Source organism: Pelistega sp. MC2, assembly GCF_900099475.1.
In the GTDB taxonomy this organism is placed as follows: Bacteria; Pseudomonadota; Gammaproteobacteria; order Burkholderiales; family Burkholderiaceae_B; genus Taylorella; species Taylorella indica.
Genome location: NZ_LT628274.1, coordinates 400,214 through 417,710, shown reverse-complemented (window position 1 = coordinate 417,710; position 17,497 = coordinate 400,214). Strand labels below are relative to the sequence as shown.

Sequence of the window (17,497 nt, the reverse complement as noted above, 5' to 3'; positions counted from 1 at the left end):
GTTATTTTTGACTAGCAGACTAGCCGTTATGCTGTCAGTTTATACCTATAATATTTGTACGCTTCAGCCGAATGAGAAAAATTATTCATATCGATATGGATGCTTTTTATGCATCAGTTGAGTTAAGAGAGAATCCTCATCTAAAAGGCTTGCCTGTTGTGGTAGCGTGGGACGGACCACGTTCAGTCATCTGTGCCGCCTCATACGAAGCAAGAAAATTTGGCTTGCGTTCAGCCATGTCGGTAAGTCGAGCTAAGAAACTATGTCCTCAAGCTATTTATATTCCTCCCCATTTTGAGCTATATCGCCAAGTATCTAGACAGATTCGTCAGATTTTTGAGCAATATACTCACTTAATAGAACCTCTTTCTTTAGACGAAGCTTATTTAGATGTGACGCATAATTTAAGAGGTATAGCCTCTGCAACGGAAACAGCTAATTTGATTCGTAAAGAGATTTTTCAACAAACACAATTGACAGCTTCTGCAGGCGTTGCGCCGAATAAGTTTATTGCTAAAATTGCTTCGGATTGGAATAAACCAAATGGTATTTGTGTAGTGTCCCCTCAAAAATTGATGGCATTTTTATTACCACTTCCTTTAGAAAAAATACCCGGCGTTGGAAAAGTGACGTTGTCAAAGTTTCATCAGCTAAATATGTTCACTGTGGAAGATATGTCTAAGAGAAGTTTAGAGGAACTGACTTTTCATTTTGGTAAATATGGGCTACGGTTGTACGAATTAGCTAGGGGAATTGATGAGCGTCCAGTACAGGAAAGGCAATTAGCTAAACAAATTTCTGTTGAAACAACATTTGATACTGATATTCCGATTATGCAAATGAGCGATGTATTAACCCGTTTGAGTGATAAATTATGGCAACAATTGCTCAGGAAAAATCGTTTTGCTCGTAGCGTTACAGTAAAGTTTAAAACACAACAATTTAAGGTGATCACACGTAGCAAGACATATGACGTGCCGTTTCAATCAGAAGAGGATATGCTAAATGCAGCAAGGCAGTTATTACTATCCACTCAACAAGAAATGCCAAATAAGTTATTTCGCTTATTTGGCATTGGTGTGGGCACTTTTATGGATGAGGAGCAATCAGCACAGATCTCATTGCTTTAATCGTTAAACGACAAATTTTAATGCTAAAGACTTAACTCTTTTCAATCTTAATAATTAGTTGCTAATGAGAAAGTTTAATCATTAAAATTTTAACCCTTAACAATCCATAGTTTATTCGCTTGTGAAGCGTATGTGTAAACGTTAATCCTACTTATATCTATAGCTTAAAGCATTATAGAGCAGCTTTGAGTAATTGAGATACTTTACCCATATCTGCACGACCAGCTAATTTAGGTTTAAGAATAGCCATCGCTTTACCCATAGCAGGTGCACCAGTTACTCCTTGAGCTGCTACTTCAGCAAGAGCCGCTTTAATTTCTGTCATTAGCTCTTCATCAGATGCTTGTTCAGGTAAAAATTCAGATAAGACAGCTAATTCCGCTTTTTCAGCTTCTGCTGTTTCTGTACGACCTGCGGCTTCAAACGCTGAAATAGACTCTTTGCGTTGCTTAATTTGTTTTTCAATAATAGCTAAAACATCGCCGTCAGATAGTTCGACTCTTTCATCCACTTCTTTTTGTTTGATAGCGGCTTGTAAAAAACGGAGCGTTGCTAGACGTGCTGTTTGTTTAGCTTTCATCGCTTCTTTTACTTGCTGGGTAATCGTTTCTTTTAATGACATGATGAATCTCTTTAGATGAATAGGTATAAAAAATGAATAAGTGTAAAATACAAAGATACAAGATAATCTATGGTGTTATTTTAGCAGAGTTAAAAAGCACACAAGCAATATAATAATGAGATGAAAAGGTTTTTTATGTCACTTTTTACCATTGAACAAGCATTACAACCCCAAGGTGGGCAGGTATCACAGCTATTTATGATATTCACAGATGCACATGAACGTCATGATAAACAAGCGGGCTATCAAGAAGTCATTCAAGCTATTGCCAAGACATTTCCTAGCGCAGCAATTGTCTTAGCAAGTCCTGGGGAAAAATTAACTCATTACGAATCATTAGTTGAACATCATAGTTTGAGTGATGAGCAAATTAAGTCTTTTGTTCAACAACATCAGCAGGATTTACAAGGGCTTATTAAAACCTTTCAATCTCATTTACAGATTGATTCTGCGGCAACGGCTGTGATTGGTATAGGACAAATTGGTAGTTTAGTCTTAGAATTAACCAAGCTTGCAGAGCCTTTGGCGGGTAGGGTGATTACGTTTGGTAGTCGTTATGCCGAGTTACCAACAGAAAAATTGTCATTGGATCAAACGATTCATTTATTACATGCAGGACAAGATAAATTGATTCCTTTTGCACATGCTGTTAGTGCACAGCAAACAATTGCTGCCCTTGAAGGAGATGCAACGATTGATGTTGCCCATCAGATAGAACATTCATTTTCTACGCTATTAATTGAGCAAATGATGCAACGCTTGTTGTCGTGTGTGCCATTGCGTTATTGGAAAGAAGCTCAAGAAAGTGCCTTAAGTCCTGACCCAGCTTCTAAACAGGATAGCATTCATTAGGACATTCAAGCATAAAATATAAGGCACTAAAAAAGCATAAAGACTAAGAATCTGACCTTTCTTAGTCGCTATGCTTGGAAATACTATATACCTATATACAGGTGATTTGTTAAGTTATGCCGTATTAATAAAGTGACGGATAATCGTTTTGCACGATATGACGTACACGGATAGCATCGGTAAAGCGAGTAACCGTTTTCTCACCATTGAGAAGAACAATTGCCATATCTTTACCATTAACTTTTGAAATCATCACTAAGCAGTTGCCTGCTTCACGAATATAACCTGTTTTAGAAATACCAATTTTCCAGTCGTTATTACGGATTAAACGGTTGGTATTATGGTATTTTTGAGCACGACCACTTGCTGTCGTGATAGTGTAGTCATCACTAGTGGTAAATTGGTGAATAATAGGTTCTTTATAAGTAGCTTGCAATAAACGTACCAAATCTTGAGGTGATGCTACGTTTTGGGGAGATAAACCAGTTGGCTCAACAAAACGGCTACGTGTCATACCAATCGTGCGTGCCATAGCATTCATTTCTTTCACAAAATTTGCTTCGCCACCGGGGTAAGTGCGTGCTAAAGCATGTGCGGCACGGTTTTCAGATGACATCAAGGCTAATAATAATGCTTCACGACGAGTTAGGGTAGTTCCTACAGATAGACGAGAAGCAGATTTTTTGACATAGTCCACATCATCATTAGTGATCGTAATTAGCTCATCTAAATTAACTTTTGAGCGAGCGATAACTAATGCTGTCATTAATTTAGAGATGGAAGCGATTGGGCGCACCGTATTCATATTTTTTGAATACTCAATATGATTGTCATTTAATGACATCACCAAAGCGACTTCGGAGTTAATAACACCACCACCTTGAGCCATACCTATTACTTTGGCAGACGTTAAATCATTGGCGGCATTTATATTATCTTCTTGAGCAAATGTAGCTTGCCCCAAGAAAAGAGTGCACAAAGCACCATAGCAAAATTGCTTAGATAGTTTCAGTAGCATAGATATAATTTATTATAGGTTTAGGGTATGGCTATTATAGCGTTTAATTTAAAAAAAATATATAGCAAAATTAACTATTTAGGGGTTTTTCCTAAAAAAAATTTTAAGTTGAGGTAAATCTCAATTATTAACCGTGAGAAAAAGTCCAATAAAAATAACAAGATGCTAAAAACCAATAGGTATCATGTTTTTAAACTTTTTTACAATTTTTTCGATTATTACTTTTTCATAGGAAAAAATGATCATCAATATTTTGTTTTATTCTCTTAACTGAATAGATAACAGAAAAAAATAGCAAAAAACAGTAAAATAGAGGCTTAATTTGGCGAGATAACTAATTCCTAGCTCGTTTTTATTTTATCTTCTTTTTTAAGCGAAACTACAAAGTGACGACTTATCAATTTATCCCCGGCTCTATTGCGCTGACCTCATTCAAAGCTGAAAAATTAATTGAAGACCTCAAGAAAACTCAGATTCCTGTACAACAAATTTCTGCTCGCTATGAGCACTATGTATTTGTGGAGGGTGAGTTATCTACTCAAGAACAGACACAATTAGAGAATTTACTGAATTATGGCAAGACCTCAGTAGAGGATGACAATAAAATCAATGATAGATTTCTGGTGCTAAGAGTGATTCCTCGTGTAGGTACTGTATCACCTTGGGCAAGTAAGGCAACGGATATTGCACATAATTGTGGATTGAGCAATATTAAACGCATTGAGCGTGGTATTGCTTATACGATTGTGCCAGAGTCAGGCTGGTTAGGAAGTAAAAAATTCTCTGATGAACATATCCAACAAATTGCTGATGTGATTCATGATTGTATGACAGAGTCAGTTGTTAATAGTGACTTTGATGCATCGACCCTAATGACGGAATTAGAGGGTAAGCCTTTGCAACAGGTTGATGTGTTGAGCGAAGGTAAGCAAGCGTTAGAAGTAGCAAATAAAACGCTAGGTTTGGCTTTATCAGATGATGAAGTGGACTATTTACACAACGCATTTAGTGAGTTGGGGCGTAATCCTACAGATGTCGAGTTAATGATGTTTGCGCAGGCAAATAGTGAACATTGCCGCCATAAAATTTTTAATGCCACATGGACAATTGATGGACAAGCTCAAGAAAAAACATTGTTTGGCATGATTCGTGATACGCATAATGCTCAGCCACAAGGTACGGTAGTTGCTTATTCTGATAATGCGGCAATTATGCAGGGGCGAGAGGTTAATCGTTTTTACCCAATTGAGTCTGCTGGTTCATCAGCTCGTTATGGTATGCACCAACGTTTGACTCATACATTGATGAAAGTGGAAACACACAACCATCCAACAGCGATAGCTCCTTTCCCCGGTGCTTCTACTGGTGCTGGCGGAGAGATACGCGATGAAGGGGCGACAGGACGAGGCTCTAAGCCTAAAGCAGGCTTAACAGGCTTTACGGTGTCTAATCTTCATCTAAATGAGGCGACAGAGAAATGGGAGAGCGATTCTCATGGCATGCCTAGCCGTATTTCAAGTCCAGTGGATATTATGATTCAAGGACCTATCGGTGGTGCTGCCTTTAATAATGAGTTTGGACGCCCAAACTTATTGGGTTATTTCCGTGTTTTTGAACAGACAGTAGCGGGTCAGAAATGGGGCTATCATAAGCCAATCATGATTGCGGGTGGTCTAGGTAGTATTGATGATAAATTAACCCATAAAGATGAAATACCTGCAGGGGCTTTACTTATCCAGTTAGGTGGTCCGGGTATGCGTATTGGTATGGGTGGTGGTGCCGCTTCTAGTATGAGTGTGGGTAGCAACACGGAGAGTTTGGACTTTGATTCTGTACAACGTGGTAATCCAGAACTAGAACGACGTGCACAAGAAGTGATTGATGCATGCTGGCAATTAGTGGATAAAAATCCTATCGTGGCTATCCATGATGTGGGTGCTGGTGGTCTGTCTAATGCTTTCCCTGAATTGGTGAATGATGCTGGACGTGGTGCTATTTTTGACTTAAAACGTGTTCATCTAGAAGAATCCGGAATGTCTGCGGCAGAAATTTGGAGTAATGAGTCACAAGAGCGTTATGTATTATCTATCCTGCCTGAGAATTTAGACTTATTCGATAAGATATGTGCACGTGAGCGTTGCCCTTATGCTGTTGTGGGGATCGCGACTGAAGAGCGTGTATTACGTGTGGTAAATGGTGAAGGCTTGCCTGGTGAAGTAGGTGAAACGAGTACCCAATTGGCAACAGTCGTTCGTCCTGTTGATGTGCCTATTGATGTGATTTTAGGTAAACCTCCACGCATGCATCGTGATGTTCAGCGTGAACAATTGACTAGTGCACCTGTGGATGTGGTTGGGCTAGATTTTGATGAAATTGGTCGTCAGGTAATGCGTCATCCAACAGTGGCAAATAAAACTTTCCTAATTACTATTGGTGACCGTAGTGTAGGTGGGTTAAATGCACGTGATCAGATGGTGGGTCCTTGGCAAGTACCTGTAGCAGATTGTGCGGTTACGTTAGATTCTTATGAGGGATATACCGGTCAAGCGATGGCAATGGGTGAAAGAAGTCCATTGGCTATTATCAATGCGCCTGCATCTGGTCGTATGGCAATTGCAGAGTCTATGACTAATCTAGTAGCGGCTGATGTTGAGAAGATTGAAGATATTAAATTGTCAGCCAACTGGATGGCGGCTACTGGTGTCAAAGGTCAAGATGCTGCCTTATATGATACAGTGACCGCGGTGAGTAAGTTCTGTCAGGAAGTAGGTTTGTCAATTCCTGTGGGTAAAGACTCACTCTCTATGCGTACATCATGGCAACAGAATGATGAAAAACAAGAGGTGATCTCACCGGTTTCTCTGATTGTGACGGCTTTTGCTAATGTGAGTGATGCGCGTAAGACATTAACGCCTCAATTGAGAACAGATTGTGGTGATACAGCCTTAATCTTCATTGATTTGGGGCAGGGTAAAAATCGTCTAGGAGGCTCAGTCCTATCGCATGTTACTAATCAATTTGGGCATGAAGTACCCGATATTGAGGATGCAGAATTATTACGTAAATTCTTTGTCGCTATTCGCGCCTTAGCACAAGACGGTGCAATTTTAGCGTATCACGATCGTTCGGATGGTGGTTTATTTGCGACGGTGGCAGAGATGGCATTTGCTGGGCATGTGGGTGTTTCGGTAAACGTGGATATGCTTACGTTTGATGCCAATAGTGCCGATTGGGGGGATTACAAAATTAGACCTGAGCAAGTCTCTGTACAGCGTGATGAAAGCACCTTTAAAGCATTATTTAATGAAGAGTTAGGAGCTGTTATCCAAGTTAGAAGTAGCGATCGTGATGCTATTTTACAAGTCTTGCGTGAAGCAGGCTTATCATTATGCACATATGTAATTGGTAGCTTAAATAACAAAGATAAAATTGAATTTTATCGTGATGGTCGGGTTATTTTTGACTTTAATCGTGCTGATTTAGGTCAGGAATGGAGTAAAGTTAGTTACGAGATCATGAAGCAACGAGATAATCCAAAAACAGCCTTGGCGGAGTTTAATCGTTGGCAAGATACAAGTGACCCAGGGATGTCACCCAAAGTTGCTTTCAATCCTCAAGAAAATATTGCTATGCCGTTTATCAATACGGGAGCAAAACCAGCTGTCGCTATTTTGAGAGAGCAGGGATGTAATAGCCATATCGAAATGGCTTGGGCATTTGATAAAGCAGGGTTTAATGCTTTTGATGTGCATATGACAGACTTGATTAGTGGTAGAACAAAACTGAGTGATTACCAAGGCCTAGTTGCTGTAGGTGGATTTAGTTATGGCGATGTGCTAGGTGCAGGTGAAGGTTGGGCGAGAACCATTCGTTTTAATGCACAATTAGCGGAACAGTTTACAACGTTCTTTAATCGTCCTGATGTCTTTGGTTTAGGTGTGTGTAATGGTTGTCAGATGATGGCAAACTTGGCAGATATAATCCCTGGCGCTAACCATTGGCCAAAATTTACCCAAAATACCTCAGCCAAATATGAGGCACGATTGACTATGGTTGAGATTCCAGAATCACCGTCAATCTTCTTATCTGGTATGGCAGGTACACAAGTGCCTATTGCTGTTGCTCATGGCGAAGGGTTTGCTAATTTTGCGGCTCAGGGCGATATTAATGAAGTATATACAGCACTGCGTTATGTCAATAACAATGGCATGATTACAGAGGCATATCCAGCTAACCCAAATGGCAGTATTAATGGTATCGCTGGGGTGACAACAGCCGATGGTCGCTTTACCGTTATGATGCCTCATCCTGAACGTGTGACTCGTAATGTGATGATGTCTTGGAGCCCTGAAAAATGGGGCGAACAGGACTCAGGTGGAGATTATTCACCTTGGATGAGAATGTTTATGAATGCGCGTGTGTTCTTAAAATAATTCTCTTTTTATACAAATGGCAAAGCAGATAGATTCAATATTTATCTGCTCTATAATTAAGTGGTTGTAAAACGCTTACAAATCAACGGTTTATTGATAATTGACTTGAATATTGAATTTGATAGGCGTATAATCGGTTTTTGTGCTTGGAGTATTTCATGCGTCTCATTAAAAAAGCGCTTACCTTTGATGATGTATTATTGGTTCCTGCGTATTCAAATGTGTTGCCTCGCGACACGTCTCTAAAAACTCAACTCACTCGTAACATTTCCCTTAATATTCCTCTTATTTCTGCTGCCATGGATACCGTGACAGAGTCGCGATTAGCTATTGCTATGGCTCAAGAGGGTGGGATTGGTATCATTCACAAAAATATGTCTGCTGACCAACAAGCGTTAGAAGTGTCACGTGTTAAGCGACATGAGTTCGGTGTGGTGATTGATCCTGTGACTGTTTCACCACAAACAACAGTGAGAGAGGCTGTTGCCTTACAAAAAGAGAATGGTATCTCTGGTTTGCCTGTTGTTGAAAACGGTAAAGTAGTCGGTATCGTGACTAACCGTGACTTACGTTTTGAAGATCGTTTGGACGAACGTATTGCTAACGTGATGACACCAAAAGAACGATTAGTTACCATGAATGAGCATGGTACGTTAGAAGAGGCACAAGCCTTAATGCACAAACACCGTTTAGAACGTGTTTTAATTGTAAATGATGCTTTTGAGTTACGTGGTTTAGCGACGGTTAAAGATATTTTTAAAAATACAGAGCATCCTAATGCCAATAAAGACGCCCTAGGTCAATTACGTGTTGGTGCAGCGGTTGGTGTTGGAGAAGGTACCGAAGAACGCGTGAGTAAATTAGTAGCAGCTGGCGTTGATGTGATTATTGTTGATACAGCACATGGACATTCTCAAGGCGTATTAGATCGAGTCCGTTGGGTAAAACAAAACTTCCCTAAAGTAGATGTTATTGGTGGCAATATTGCTACAGGTGAAGCAGCTCTAGCCCTAGTTGAGGCTGGTGCTGACGGGGTCAAAGTAGGGATTGGTCCTGGCTCTATTTGTACTACACGTATTGTTGCAGGTGTAGGTGTTCCTCAAATTACCGCGATTGCCGATGTTGCCAAAGCACTAGAGGGTTCTGGTGTACCGCTAATTGCTGACGGTGGTATTCGTTTCTCAGGGGATGTATCAAAAGCATTAGTGGCTGGTGCGCATGCTTGTATGCTTGGTGGTATGTTTGCAGGTACAGAAGAAGCTCCTGGTGAAGTCATCCTATTCCAAGGTCGTTCGTATAAATCATATCGTGGTATGGGTAGCTTAGGTGCGATGGAAAAAGGATCTGCTGATCGTTATTTCCAAGATAATGAAGCCAATAATGCAGATAAATTAGTACCAGAAGGTATCGAAGGTCGCGTACCTTATAAAGGTAGTGTATTAGCTATTATTTATCAATTAATTGGTGGTGTGCGTGCCTCAATGGGGTATTGTGGTTGTGCTTCCATTGAAGATATGCGTACTAAGCCGCAGTTTGTGGAAATCACAGCGGCTGGTGTGCGTGAGTCTCATGTACACGATGTACAAATCACTAAAGAAGCACCGAACTATCGTGCTGATTAATTAGCCTATTTAGTAATGTTTATCCCCTATTTAAAGAGTTTTCTATAAGTAGGGGATTTCTTATATAAAGACTGAACAATGAATAATATCCACAATCATAAAATCCTTATTTTAGACTTTGGCTCTCAATACACGCAGCTAATTGCACGTCGTGTGCGTGAAATCGGTGTTTATTGCGAACTTTGGGCATGGGATGTCTCAGAACAAGCCATTAAAGAATTTAATCCAACAGGGATAATTTTATCAGGTGGTCCAGAAAGTACCACGGAAGATAATAGTCCAAGAGCACCTGAATATGTATTTAATGCAGGCGTCCCAGTATTAGGCATTTGCTATGGTATGCAAACAATGGCAATGCAACTAGGTGGCTTAACCGAAGGGTCTGAACACAGAGAATTTGGCTATGCCGCTGTGGATATTAAAGTCAAGGATAAATTACTCGGTGATTTAGGTGATGAGCTGCAACGTCTAGATGTGTGGATGAGTCATGGTGATAAAGTTACTAGACTACCAGAGCAATTTCAGGTCACAGCGGTGACATCAACATGTCCAATAGCGGCTATGGCAGATGAAACTCGCCGTTTTTATGGTGTACAGTTCCACCCAGAAGTGACACATACGAAAAAAGGTCTTGAATTATTAAAGAACTTTGTACTTAACATCTGTGCTTGTGAAGCCAATTGGACTGCTGAAAACATTATTGAAGATGCGGTAGCTCGTATCAAAGCACAGGTTGGTGATGATGAAGTGATACTAGGCTTATCGGGTGGTGTGGATTCATCCGTGGCGGCGTTATTATTGCACCTTGCTATTGGTAAAAATTTACATTGCGTATTCGTGGATAATGGTTTATTGCGTTTAAATGAAGCTGATCAAGTGATGCATATGTTTGGCGATAAATTTGGTTTAAATATTACCAAAGTGGATGCAGAAGCTCGTTTTATGGATGCATTAAAAGGGGAGTCTGATCCAGAAGCTAAACGTAAAATTATTGGTAAAGTATTTATTGATGTTTTTGAAGAGCAGTCTAAAAAACTCAGTACAGCAAAATGGCTTGCCCAAGGTACTATTTATCCAGATGTTATTGAATCAGCAGCCAGTAAAACAGGCAAAGCTCATGTCATTAAGTCACATCATAATGTTGGTGGCTTACCTGATTATATGAAGCTAGGTCTTGTAGAGCCATTACGTGAATTATTTAAGGATGAAGTCCGCAAAATTGGTTTAGCACTTGGCTTACCAGCAGAAATGATTAATCGCCACCCATTCCCGGGACCAGGCTTAGGCGTGCGTGTATTAGGCGAAGTGAAAAAAGAATATTGCGATTTATTACGACGTGCCGATGCGATTTTTATCGAAGAGTTGCATAAAGCCGATTGGTATTACAAAGTTAGCCAAGCCTTTACTGTATTCCTACCCGTTAAATCAGTAGGCGTTATGGGTGATGGGCGTAAGTATGATTGGGTGGTGTCTATTCGTGCTGTAGAAACAATTGACTTTATGACAGCGCATTGGGCACACCTACCTTATGAATTACTAGGCAAAATCTCTAATCGTATTATCAACGAAGTGGATGGCATTTCTCGAGTGGTATACGATATTTCAGGTAAGCCTCCAGCTACGATAGAATGGGAATAATTAGGACAAGGAATAGTCCTAGTGGACTATTCCTCGCCTAATTATTCTGAGAGCCTCTGGCTCGAAGTGGGATTCTGAGAGCCTCTGGCTCGAAGTGGGATTCTGAGAGCCTCTAGCTCGAAGTGGGATTCTGAGAGCCTCTAGCTTGTCATAGTACTTCACTTTTTTGACGGTATAATTGACGGTAAAAATAAATTTACCGTCATTTTATTGCTAATTTTACCGTCAATTTCTGACGCTAAAATCAAATCCCTATAGCAAAGATGCTGATTTTGCTTCGTCTCTTGCTTCTTAATCATCCACTGTCCAACAATCATTCGTCACATCTAATCGTTTATTAGTATCTTTAATTCAACCCTCTAAAACTGATTTACGTCTCGTTACTATTTGCTATAGGTTTGACGTAAGTAACATGTAAAAATAATCTTCTATCATTTAAATTCAGTTTAGAGTGTTTAATCATTTTATTGATAAGAGAAATAAAGAATAGGAGATTGTCATGTTAAAAAAATCATTGATTACTACTTTGCTTGGTGGGCTATTATTAAGTTCGCCTTTGTCTTATGCCAACCAAGCAGGAAACGACAATCATGAAACAAAAAGACGAGCGACTATTACTGATTTTCCTCGGGTAAAAGCGTTAGCTGAAAAAGGAAATGCAGGTGCGCAAAATAATTTAGGCTTAATGTATCAAACAGGCGATCAGGTCAAACAAGATGGTAAATTGGCTGTCCAATGGTTAGAAAAAGCAGCAAAAACCTTACCAGAGGCGAAATATAATTTAGGTCAAACCTATTTAGAGGGCTTGGCTGGTGAAAAAAAAGACTATGAAAAAGCTCGCTCTTGGTTTGAAAAAGCGGCGAATGACGGTTATGCAAGTGCCCAATTCCATCTAGGTCAAATGTATTATTTACCTCAAGGGATACAAAAAGATGATAAACAAGCAATTAAGTGGTTTAGTTTAGCGGCTGAGCAGGGGCATAAAAACGCGCAATTTAATCTAGGGCAATATTATTGGTTCGGTAAGGGCGGGTTGAAAAAAGATCCTCAAAAGGCAAAAGAGTTACTTGAAAAAGCTTCTGCACAGGGACAAATAGAAGCACAGGCATTGCTTGGAATGATTTATTTATCAGGAGAGGGTGTTGAGCAAGATTTTGCTAAAGCCAAGCCTTTGTTGGAGAATGCTTCAAAAGAGGGTAATGCAGACGCATTATTTCATTTGGGTTTGATGTATGGTGATGGCTTGGGTGTAACAAAAGATACTCATAAAGCAATTCAATACTACACAGAAGCAGCAAGCAAAAATTCAAGTCGAGCACAATTTAATTTAGGTGCTATTTATGCCAATGGCACAGATGTTCCACAAGATATTGATAAAGCCAAACGTTATTTTACACAGGCTTGTAATAATGGACAGCAAGAAGGATGTGATGCTATTAAACAAATTGAAAAAGCAATCGCACAATAAGTTAAGTTTGGGGTGATGTAAAATAGATTGTTTGATGTAGATTGTTAACGATGTTGCAATTGGATGCGAGTTACTTTATAGCCTTGTCAGGTAGTGCTGATAATCCCCGTTATGGGATTATTTAAGTCTTAGAGGCGATAGGATTAAAGCTTGTGGCTATTTCAGATAAACCCCCGCATTGGGGATAGAGTTTGTTTAGATTAAATAGTTATATTGTGATACAATGAAATTACAACGTAGTAACAGGAGTATTGCAAATGTCAACTAATTTTAATTTGCGTTTAGATGATCAGTTAAAAAATAAATCGTTTAGTGTGATAGAGAGCTTTGGCTTAACACCTAGTCAGTTTATTCGTCTTGTGCTTAAGCAAGTGGCTGATACAGAGAGTTTGCCTCTATCTTTTGAGAAGAGAAGGGATACGTTAAGTAAAAATGGTGAAAAGCTGTTGCTAGAAGCGATTGAAGACGTTAAGCAAGGGCGAACCACTCGATATGAACGCTTAGAGGACTTTGTTAAAGCAGTGTCATGAGAGCACTACAAACTTCAAAGCATTTTGATAAGGACTTAAAGAAGTTTGGTTTATGTACTGAGCTAGTAGAAATTCTTAGTCCCGACCAGCAGTTTCACACTTAAGGATATTTAGGTAGACTTAATAACTCTTAAAAATCCTTATTTCTCAATCTGTTAGGTCGATTTCCGACAAACAATACAGTGATTAAGCGGGATTTAATATTATATAAAATCCTTGCTTTTTTACGGTATCAAATTAGTCTAAAGTGACGGTATTTCCTATTTTTAATGGAGTAGATACCGTATGCTTACAGACAAAGAAATTAAGACAGTCATTATCCCTTCCAATAAATCCTCCAAATTAACAGACGGAAAAGGTCTGTATTTGCTTGTTACGAGCCGTGGTAATAAGTATTGGCGATTTGATTATAAGTTTAATCAGAAGCGCAAGACCTTGGCTTTGGGGGTCTATCCAGAAATCTCATTAAAACAGGCACGAGAGCTGCACCGTAAAGCCATGCTCCTTTTGGAGCAGGGAACTGATCCTATGGTTGATAAGACACAAAAACAGGCTATTATCAATCAGGATAAGGCAAATACATTTGAAGTGGTTGCTCTTAAGTGGTGGGACTACTGGCACTATGGAAAAGCACAGCATTACACCCAAACGACATTAACAGGGCTGTATAACGTTGTGTTCCCAGAAATTGGCAATATTCCCATTAAAGAACTTGTTTACTCTGATATTAGACGCTTAATTGAATCCATTGTGGCTAGAGGTGCTTTTGATATTGCCAAAAGAACACTACAAAAAATTAATCAAATCATGAGATTTGCGTATGCTCGAGAGTATGTGACAGTACCTTTGCCTGAAATTCGTCCAGGAGATTTGATTCCTAGCCGTAAAAGGGTTAACTTTAAGCGTATTCATACTCACGAAATTCCTCAATTACTAGAAGATATTGATCTATACACAGGCTCTCCAATTACAGTTATTGCCATTAAATTGATGTTACTTACGTTCGTGCGGACAAGTGAATTAATTAATGCGCAATGGAGTGAATTGGATTTACTCAATCATCGTTGGATTATTCCTGCAGAGAGGATGAAAATGGGTAAAGAGCATATTGTGCCATTGAGTAAACAAGCGCTTAATCTGTTAAGAGAATTGCATCATTATTCATCTGGGACAAAGTGGCTATTTCCATCTAGCTCAGGCAGGAAGGGTGAGAAATCTATATCAAATAACACGATACTGTTTGCTTTATATCGTATGGGATATAGAGATAAAATGACCGGGCATGGATTTCGTGGATTGGCTAGTACAGCATTGCACGAAATGGATTTTCCTCATCAGCATATCGAAGCACAGTTGGCGCATGCAGAACCAAATCGGGTTAGTGCTGCTTATAACCATGCAACCTACTTGAAGCAAAGGGTAGAAATGATGCAGGTGTGGGCTGATTTCTTGGATAATCATGCTCCGAAAGGGTTCTTTGATTATAATGAACCAAAGGGTCACAGAGCTGGTTTTAAGACAAGTACATACGAGGTGCTTAGTCGTCGTTTTGGAGGTGAGGTGCCAAGCCGTTTTGGAGTAAAATTTTTGGATGATTAAGTTATAAATTTTTGGCGCGCCAGCTTTCAGGATCTTTTAAAAACTCACTGATGGTAGTGGCACGCCATCTTAAAAATTTGTGCCCTTTGATATCAGGTTCTGGCATTGTTTTTGCGTAATACCATTTTCTTACTGTGTTCTCACTTTTTAGCCCGAGAATATTTGCTATATCTCGGGCTGACAATAAGTATTCTGGTGATATTGGCGTATCAGTCATGGTTGCTCTCTTAAAGGTTAGTTCATGGTAGGGGTTCTCTTCTAAAAAAATTCTATAGTGTTTTCTTGTGATAATAGTGCTTTGGTCAATACTCTGTTTCTCAGGGTTCTTACCAAAGCACACTGCATACTTGAGTATGCAGTGCCTTATCTGACAACTGTTCTGCCCGGTCAACTCGATTAATGCGTTTCAACAGTTTTTACTCCCTCTGAGGGTTCTGCTCATTTCGCATCGTAAATATAAGTGTTTACAGCGAGTAATTTCCACTTCATGCGCCCATGATATGTCGGACAGGTAAACTCAACCTTGTCTATGCTATGGTGTGCATACGTGCTTTGTATCATAGTGGATACCAGGCGCACCGACAAATCGCCTGTAATGACTTTAAAATGAGTGTGTCATTAGTGAATTACTTGCGAGGTAATTCTATGATTGCAGGTTGTTAAGGAGCCGATAGAGCGATTGGTCGTCTCTATGGCTTGATATTAACTAAAGTTTTTTTGATGGTCAATTAAATAAATATTAGTTGGTTGTTAAGCAACATTTAAAATTAACTTTAGTTTAATTTTGGAGAAAGAGAATGTTTTTATGCTATCCTTTCTTGTTTAGTTAATTGTTTTTCTTCAAATTTTTGTATTTTCATAAGAATATAGTCCTCAATGTCCTCAATGTATTCTGCAGGTAGGTGCCGTAGATCCTCTAGTGAGATTTTTTTGAATGGTGAGGTCGCATTACATCCGTTAACTAGCCAAGAAATGGATACGTCCAGGCAGTCAGCCACTGCGATTAAATGAGTGCCTTTTATATTTTTTGTGCTGCCTTTTATCCACTTGTTAACTGCTGTGGTTGATACACCAGCTATTTTTGCCAAATCTAACTGGCTTACACCCTTTTCTTTCATTGCGTATAAGAGTCTTTCAGAAAAAGTATTCATCATCTTTCTATAATCCATCTTGACATAAAAATTAACTAAAGTTATTATTTTTGAAATTAATTTTAGCGTCTAAAATTAACTATAGTTAAATGATACATTAACCTAAGTTAAATTGAAAGGGCAATATGAAAGATAGCAACAAAATTATTGATGAGCTTGGTGGGACTGCAGCCGTTGCAGAATTATTTGGTATTAGTGATGCTGCTGTTTCGAAATGGAGGGTTACTGGGATTCCAAAAGCTAGGTTGATGTACCTAGAGGTAAAGTATCCAGAATTAATGAAAAAATGTCATAAGGAAAGCTGAGTGGCTGTTTTTGATGGCGATATTTTTCAAAAAGAAAGAGAGCTGGGGTTTATGAGCCGCTATTTGGCTCAAATATCCCTGCCTCATTCTAAGTTGAATACGCATTATTTTGAGAGAACTACTGGGTTGATGACTTTAAGTATTCTTTCTAATCCTAAGATAGGTTGTCCTTATGGTACTTATCCAAGATTATTATTAGCATGGTTATGTACCGAAGCCGTCAAAACACAAAGTCCCATCCTGTATTTAGGTGTAAATCAGACTGAGTTTTTAAAAAAATTGGCGCTTAGGAACAGTGGTAGTTATATACAACCCTTACGAGAACAAACAAACAGACTTCTGTCCTCCGTTTTTAGAATAGATTTTAAAGATAAAAATATTAGTGGATTTAAAAATATTTTATTGGCAGATTCAGGGTTTGAATTGTGGATTCCTCAGAAAAAAGAATGGGAGTCGTGTATTAAACTTAATAAAGATTTCTTTGATTCTATTGTTCAGCATCCAGTTCCTTTGGATTTAACGATTCTACATTGTCTACGAAAAAGCCCAATGACGATGGATGTTTATGTGTGGTTGATATATAGAGCTTATAGTATTTTGGTCTCAAGAAATCGAGCTGTTAAAATCTCATGGGCTGATTTGCAATTGCAGTTTGGGGCGAATTATGGTGGTGAGGTGGAGAATGAGCATTTGACTGCAGATCAGTTATTGAAGAAAAGACAGAAAGGGTTATATAACTTTAAACAAAGTTTTGTTGAGTCATTATCTAAGATTAAACAGTACTATCCTAATCTTGATTCTGTTGTATCTGCGAATAGCCGTTTTTTGATCATTACTGGAGCAAGATTGATTAAATAAAACGTTAGATGGGTAGAAAAATAACGTTAGAAGGGTAGAAAAAATACGTCATAACGGTAGAAAAAATTTACCGAAAAAATCATAAAAAGTTATTAAAAATCAATTTGTTGTGTATTCTTTGTTTGAGGTGCAAATAGCTTCCAACTAGGTAAGCAATACAACTTAGATTTTGAGGAGGGATTCATTAGAAGTATATATTCAGGAATTGCATGTTCAAAACCCTTTGCCTCACATATTTATTTTATTTTATTTTTTTTTTTTTTTTTTTTTT

14 protein-coding genes are annotated in these 17,497 nt (G+C 38.8%); 10 read left to right on the top strand and 4 right to left on the bottom strand.

The window, feature by feature from the left end:
- Window positions 1–71: 71 nt before the first annotated feature.
- Window positions 72–1,130 carry a DNA polymerase IV gene (dinB, locus tag BQ4443_RS03695; protein ID WP_023952224.1) on the top strand — a complete coding sequence of 353 codons (1,059 nt, stop codon included), beginning with the start codon at window positions 72–74 and terminating at the stop codon, window positions 1,128–1,130.
- Window positions 1,131–1,302: 172 nt separating this feature from the next.
- Here the strand turns inward: dinB and BQ4443_RS03690 are convergent, their stop codons facing one another.
- Window positions 1,303–1,752 carry a GatB/YqeY domain-containing protein gene (locus BQ4443_RS03690; RefSeq protein WP_023952222.1) on the bottom strand — a complete coding sequence of 150 codons (450 nt, stop codon included), beginning with the start codon at window positions 1,750–1,752 and terminating at the stop codon, window positions 1,303–1,305.
- Between the two features lie 135 nt (window positions 1,753–1,887).
- On the opposite strand from BQ4443_RS03690, the gene BQ4443_RS03685 reads away from it, so the two are divergent.
- On the top strand, window positions 1,888–2,604 hold the full coding sequence (locus BQ4443_RS03685; protein WP_023952220.1) for a dienelactone hydrolase family protein: 717 nt from the start codon (window positions 1,888–1,890) through the stop codon (window positions 2,602–2,604).
- 124 nt (window positions 2,605–2,728) lie between these two features.
- On the opposite strand, the gene BQ4443_RS03680 is transcribed toward BQ4443_RS03685, so the two are convergent.
- Window positions 2,729–3,622, bottom strand: a complete 894-nt coding sequence (locus BQ4443_RS03680; RefSeq protein ID WP_071058102.1) for a serine hydrolase — start codon at window positions 3,620–3,622, stop codon at window positions 2,729–2,731.
- Between the two features lie 386 nt (window positions 3,623–4,008).
- Between BQ4443_RS03680 and purL the strand changes: the two genes are divergently transcribed.
- From purL to BQ4443_RS03650, 6 genes are all read left to right on the top strand, one after another.
- Window positions 4,009–8,055, top strand: coding sequence for a phosphoribosylformylglycinamidine synthase (gene purL, locus BQ4443_RS03675; RefSeq protein ID WP_071058101.1), 4,047 nt, complete (start codon window positions 4,009–4,011; stop codon window positions 8,053–8,055).
- A 158-nt stretch (window positions 8,056–8,213) separates the two neighbouring features.
- Window positions 8,214–9,677, top strand: coding sequence for an IMP dehydrogenase (gene guaB, locus BQ4443_RS03670; protein WP_023952215.1), 1,464 nt, complete (start codon window positions 8,214–8,216; stop codon window positions 9,675–9,677).
- A 78-nt stretch (window positions 9,678–9,755) separates the two neighbouring features.
- A complete protein-coding gene (guaA, locus tag BQ4443_RS03665; protein ID WP_071058100.1) occupies window positions 9,756–11,315 on the top strand; it encodes a glutamine-hydrolyzing GMP synthase in 1,560 nt (519 codons plus the stop codon).
- 499 nt (window positions 11,316–11,814) lie between these two features.
- The gene (locus tag BQ4443_RS03660) at window positions 11,815–12,783 is read left to right on the top strand and encodes a tetratricopeptide repeat protein (RefSeq protein WP_071058099.1); all 969 of its coding nucleotides are present in this window, start codon (window positions 11,815–11,817) and stop codon (window positions 12,781–12,783) included.
- 257 nt (window positions 12,784–13,040) lie between these two features.
- Window positions 13,041–13,313 carry a type II toxin-antitoxin system RelB/DinJ family antitoxin gene (locus BQ4443_RS03655; RefSeq protein ID WP_031274764.1) on the top strand — a complete coding sequence of 91 codons (273 nt, stop codon included), beginning with the start codon at window positions 13,041–13,043 and terminating at the stop codon, window positions 13,311–13,313.
- A gap of 285 nt (window positions 13,314–13,598) precedes the next feature.
- Window positions 13,599–14,912, top strand: coding sequence for a tyrosine-type recombinase/integrase (locus BQ4443_RS03650; protein WP_071058098.1), 1,314 nt, complete (start codon window positions 13,599–13,601; stop codon window positions 14,910–14,912).
- 1 nt (window position 14,913) lies between these two features.
- Here the strand turns inward: BQ4443_RS03650 and BQ4443_RS03645 are convergent, their stop codons facing one another.
- Complete coding sequence (locus BQ4443_RS03645) at window positions 14,914–15,129, bottom strand: hypothetical protein (RefSeq protein WP_071058097.1); 216 nt, start codon at window positions 15,127–15,129, stop codon at window positions 14,914–14,916.
- Between the two features lie 586 nt (window positions 15,130–15,715).
- Window positions 15,716–16,066, bottom strand: a complete 351-nt coding sequence (locus BQ4443_RS03640; RefSeq protein WP_071058096.1) for a helix-turn-helix domain-containing protein — start codon at window positions 16,064–16,066, stop codon at window positions 15,716–15,718.
- Window positions 16,067–16,188: 122 nt separating this feature from the next.
- Here BQ4443_RS03640 and BQ4443_RS03635 point away from each other — a divergent pair, with 122 nt between their 5' ends.
- Window positions 16,189–16,368, top strand: a complete 180-nt coding sequence (locus tag BQ4443_RS03635; RefSeq protein ID WP_071058095.1) for a Cro/CI family transcriptional regulator — start codon at window positions 16,189–16,191, stop codon at window positions 16,366–16,368.
- Entirely contained in the window at window positions 16,369–17,226 is an 858-nt protein-coding gene (locus tag BQ4443_RS03630) for a replication protein RepA (RefSeq protein ID WP_256330871.1), read from the top strand. It begins immediately after the preceding gene.
- The last annotated feature ends 271 nt before the right edge of the window (window positions 17,227–17,497 follow it).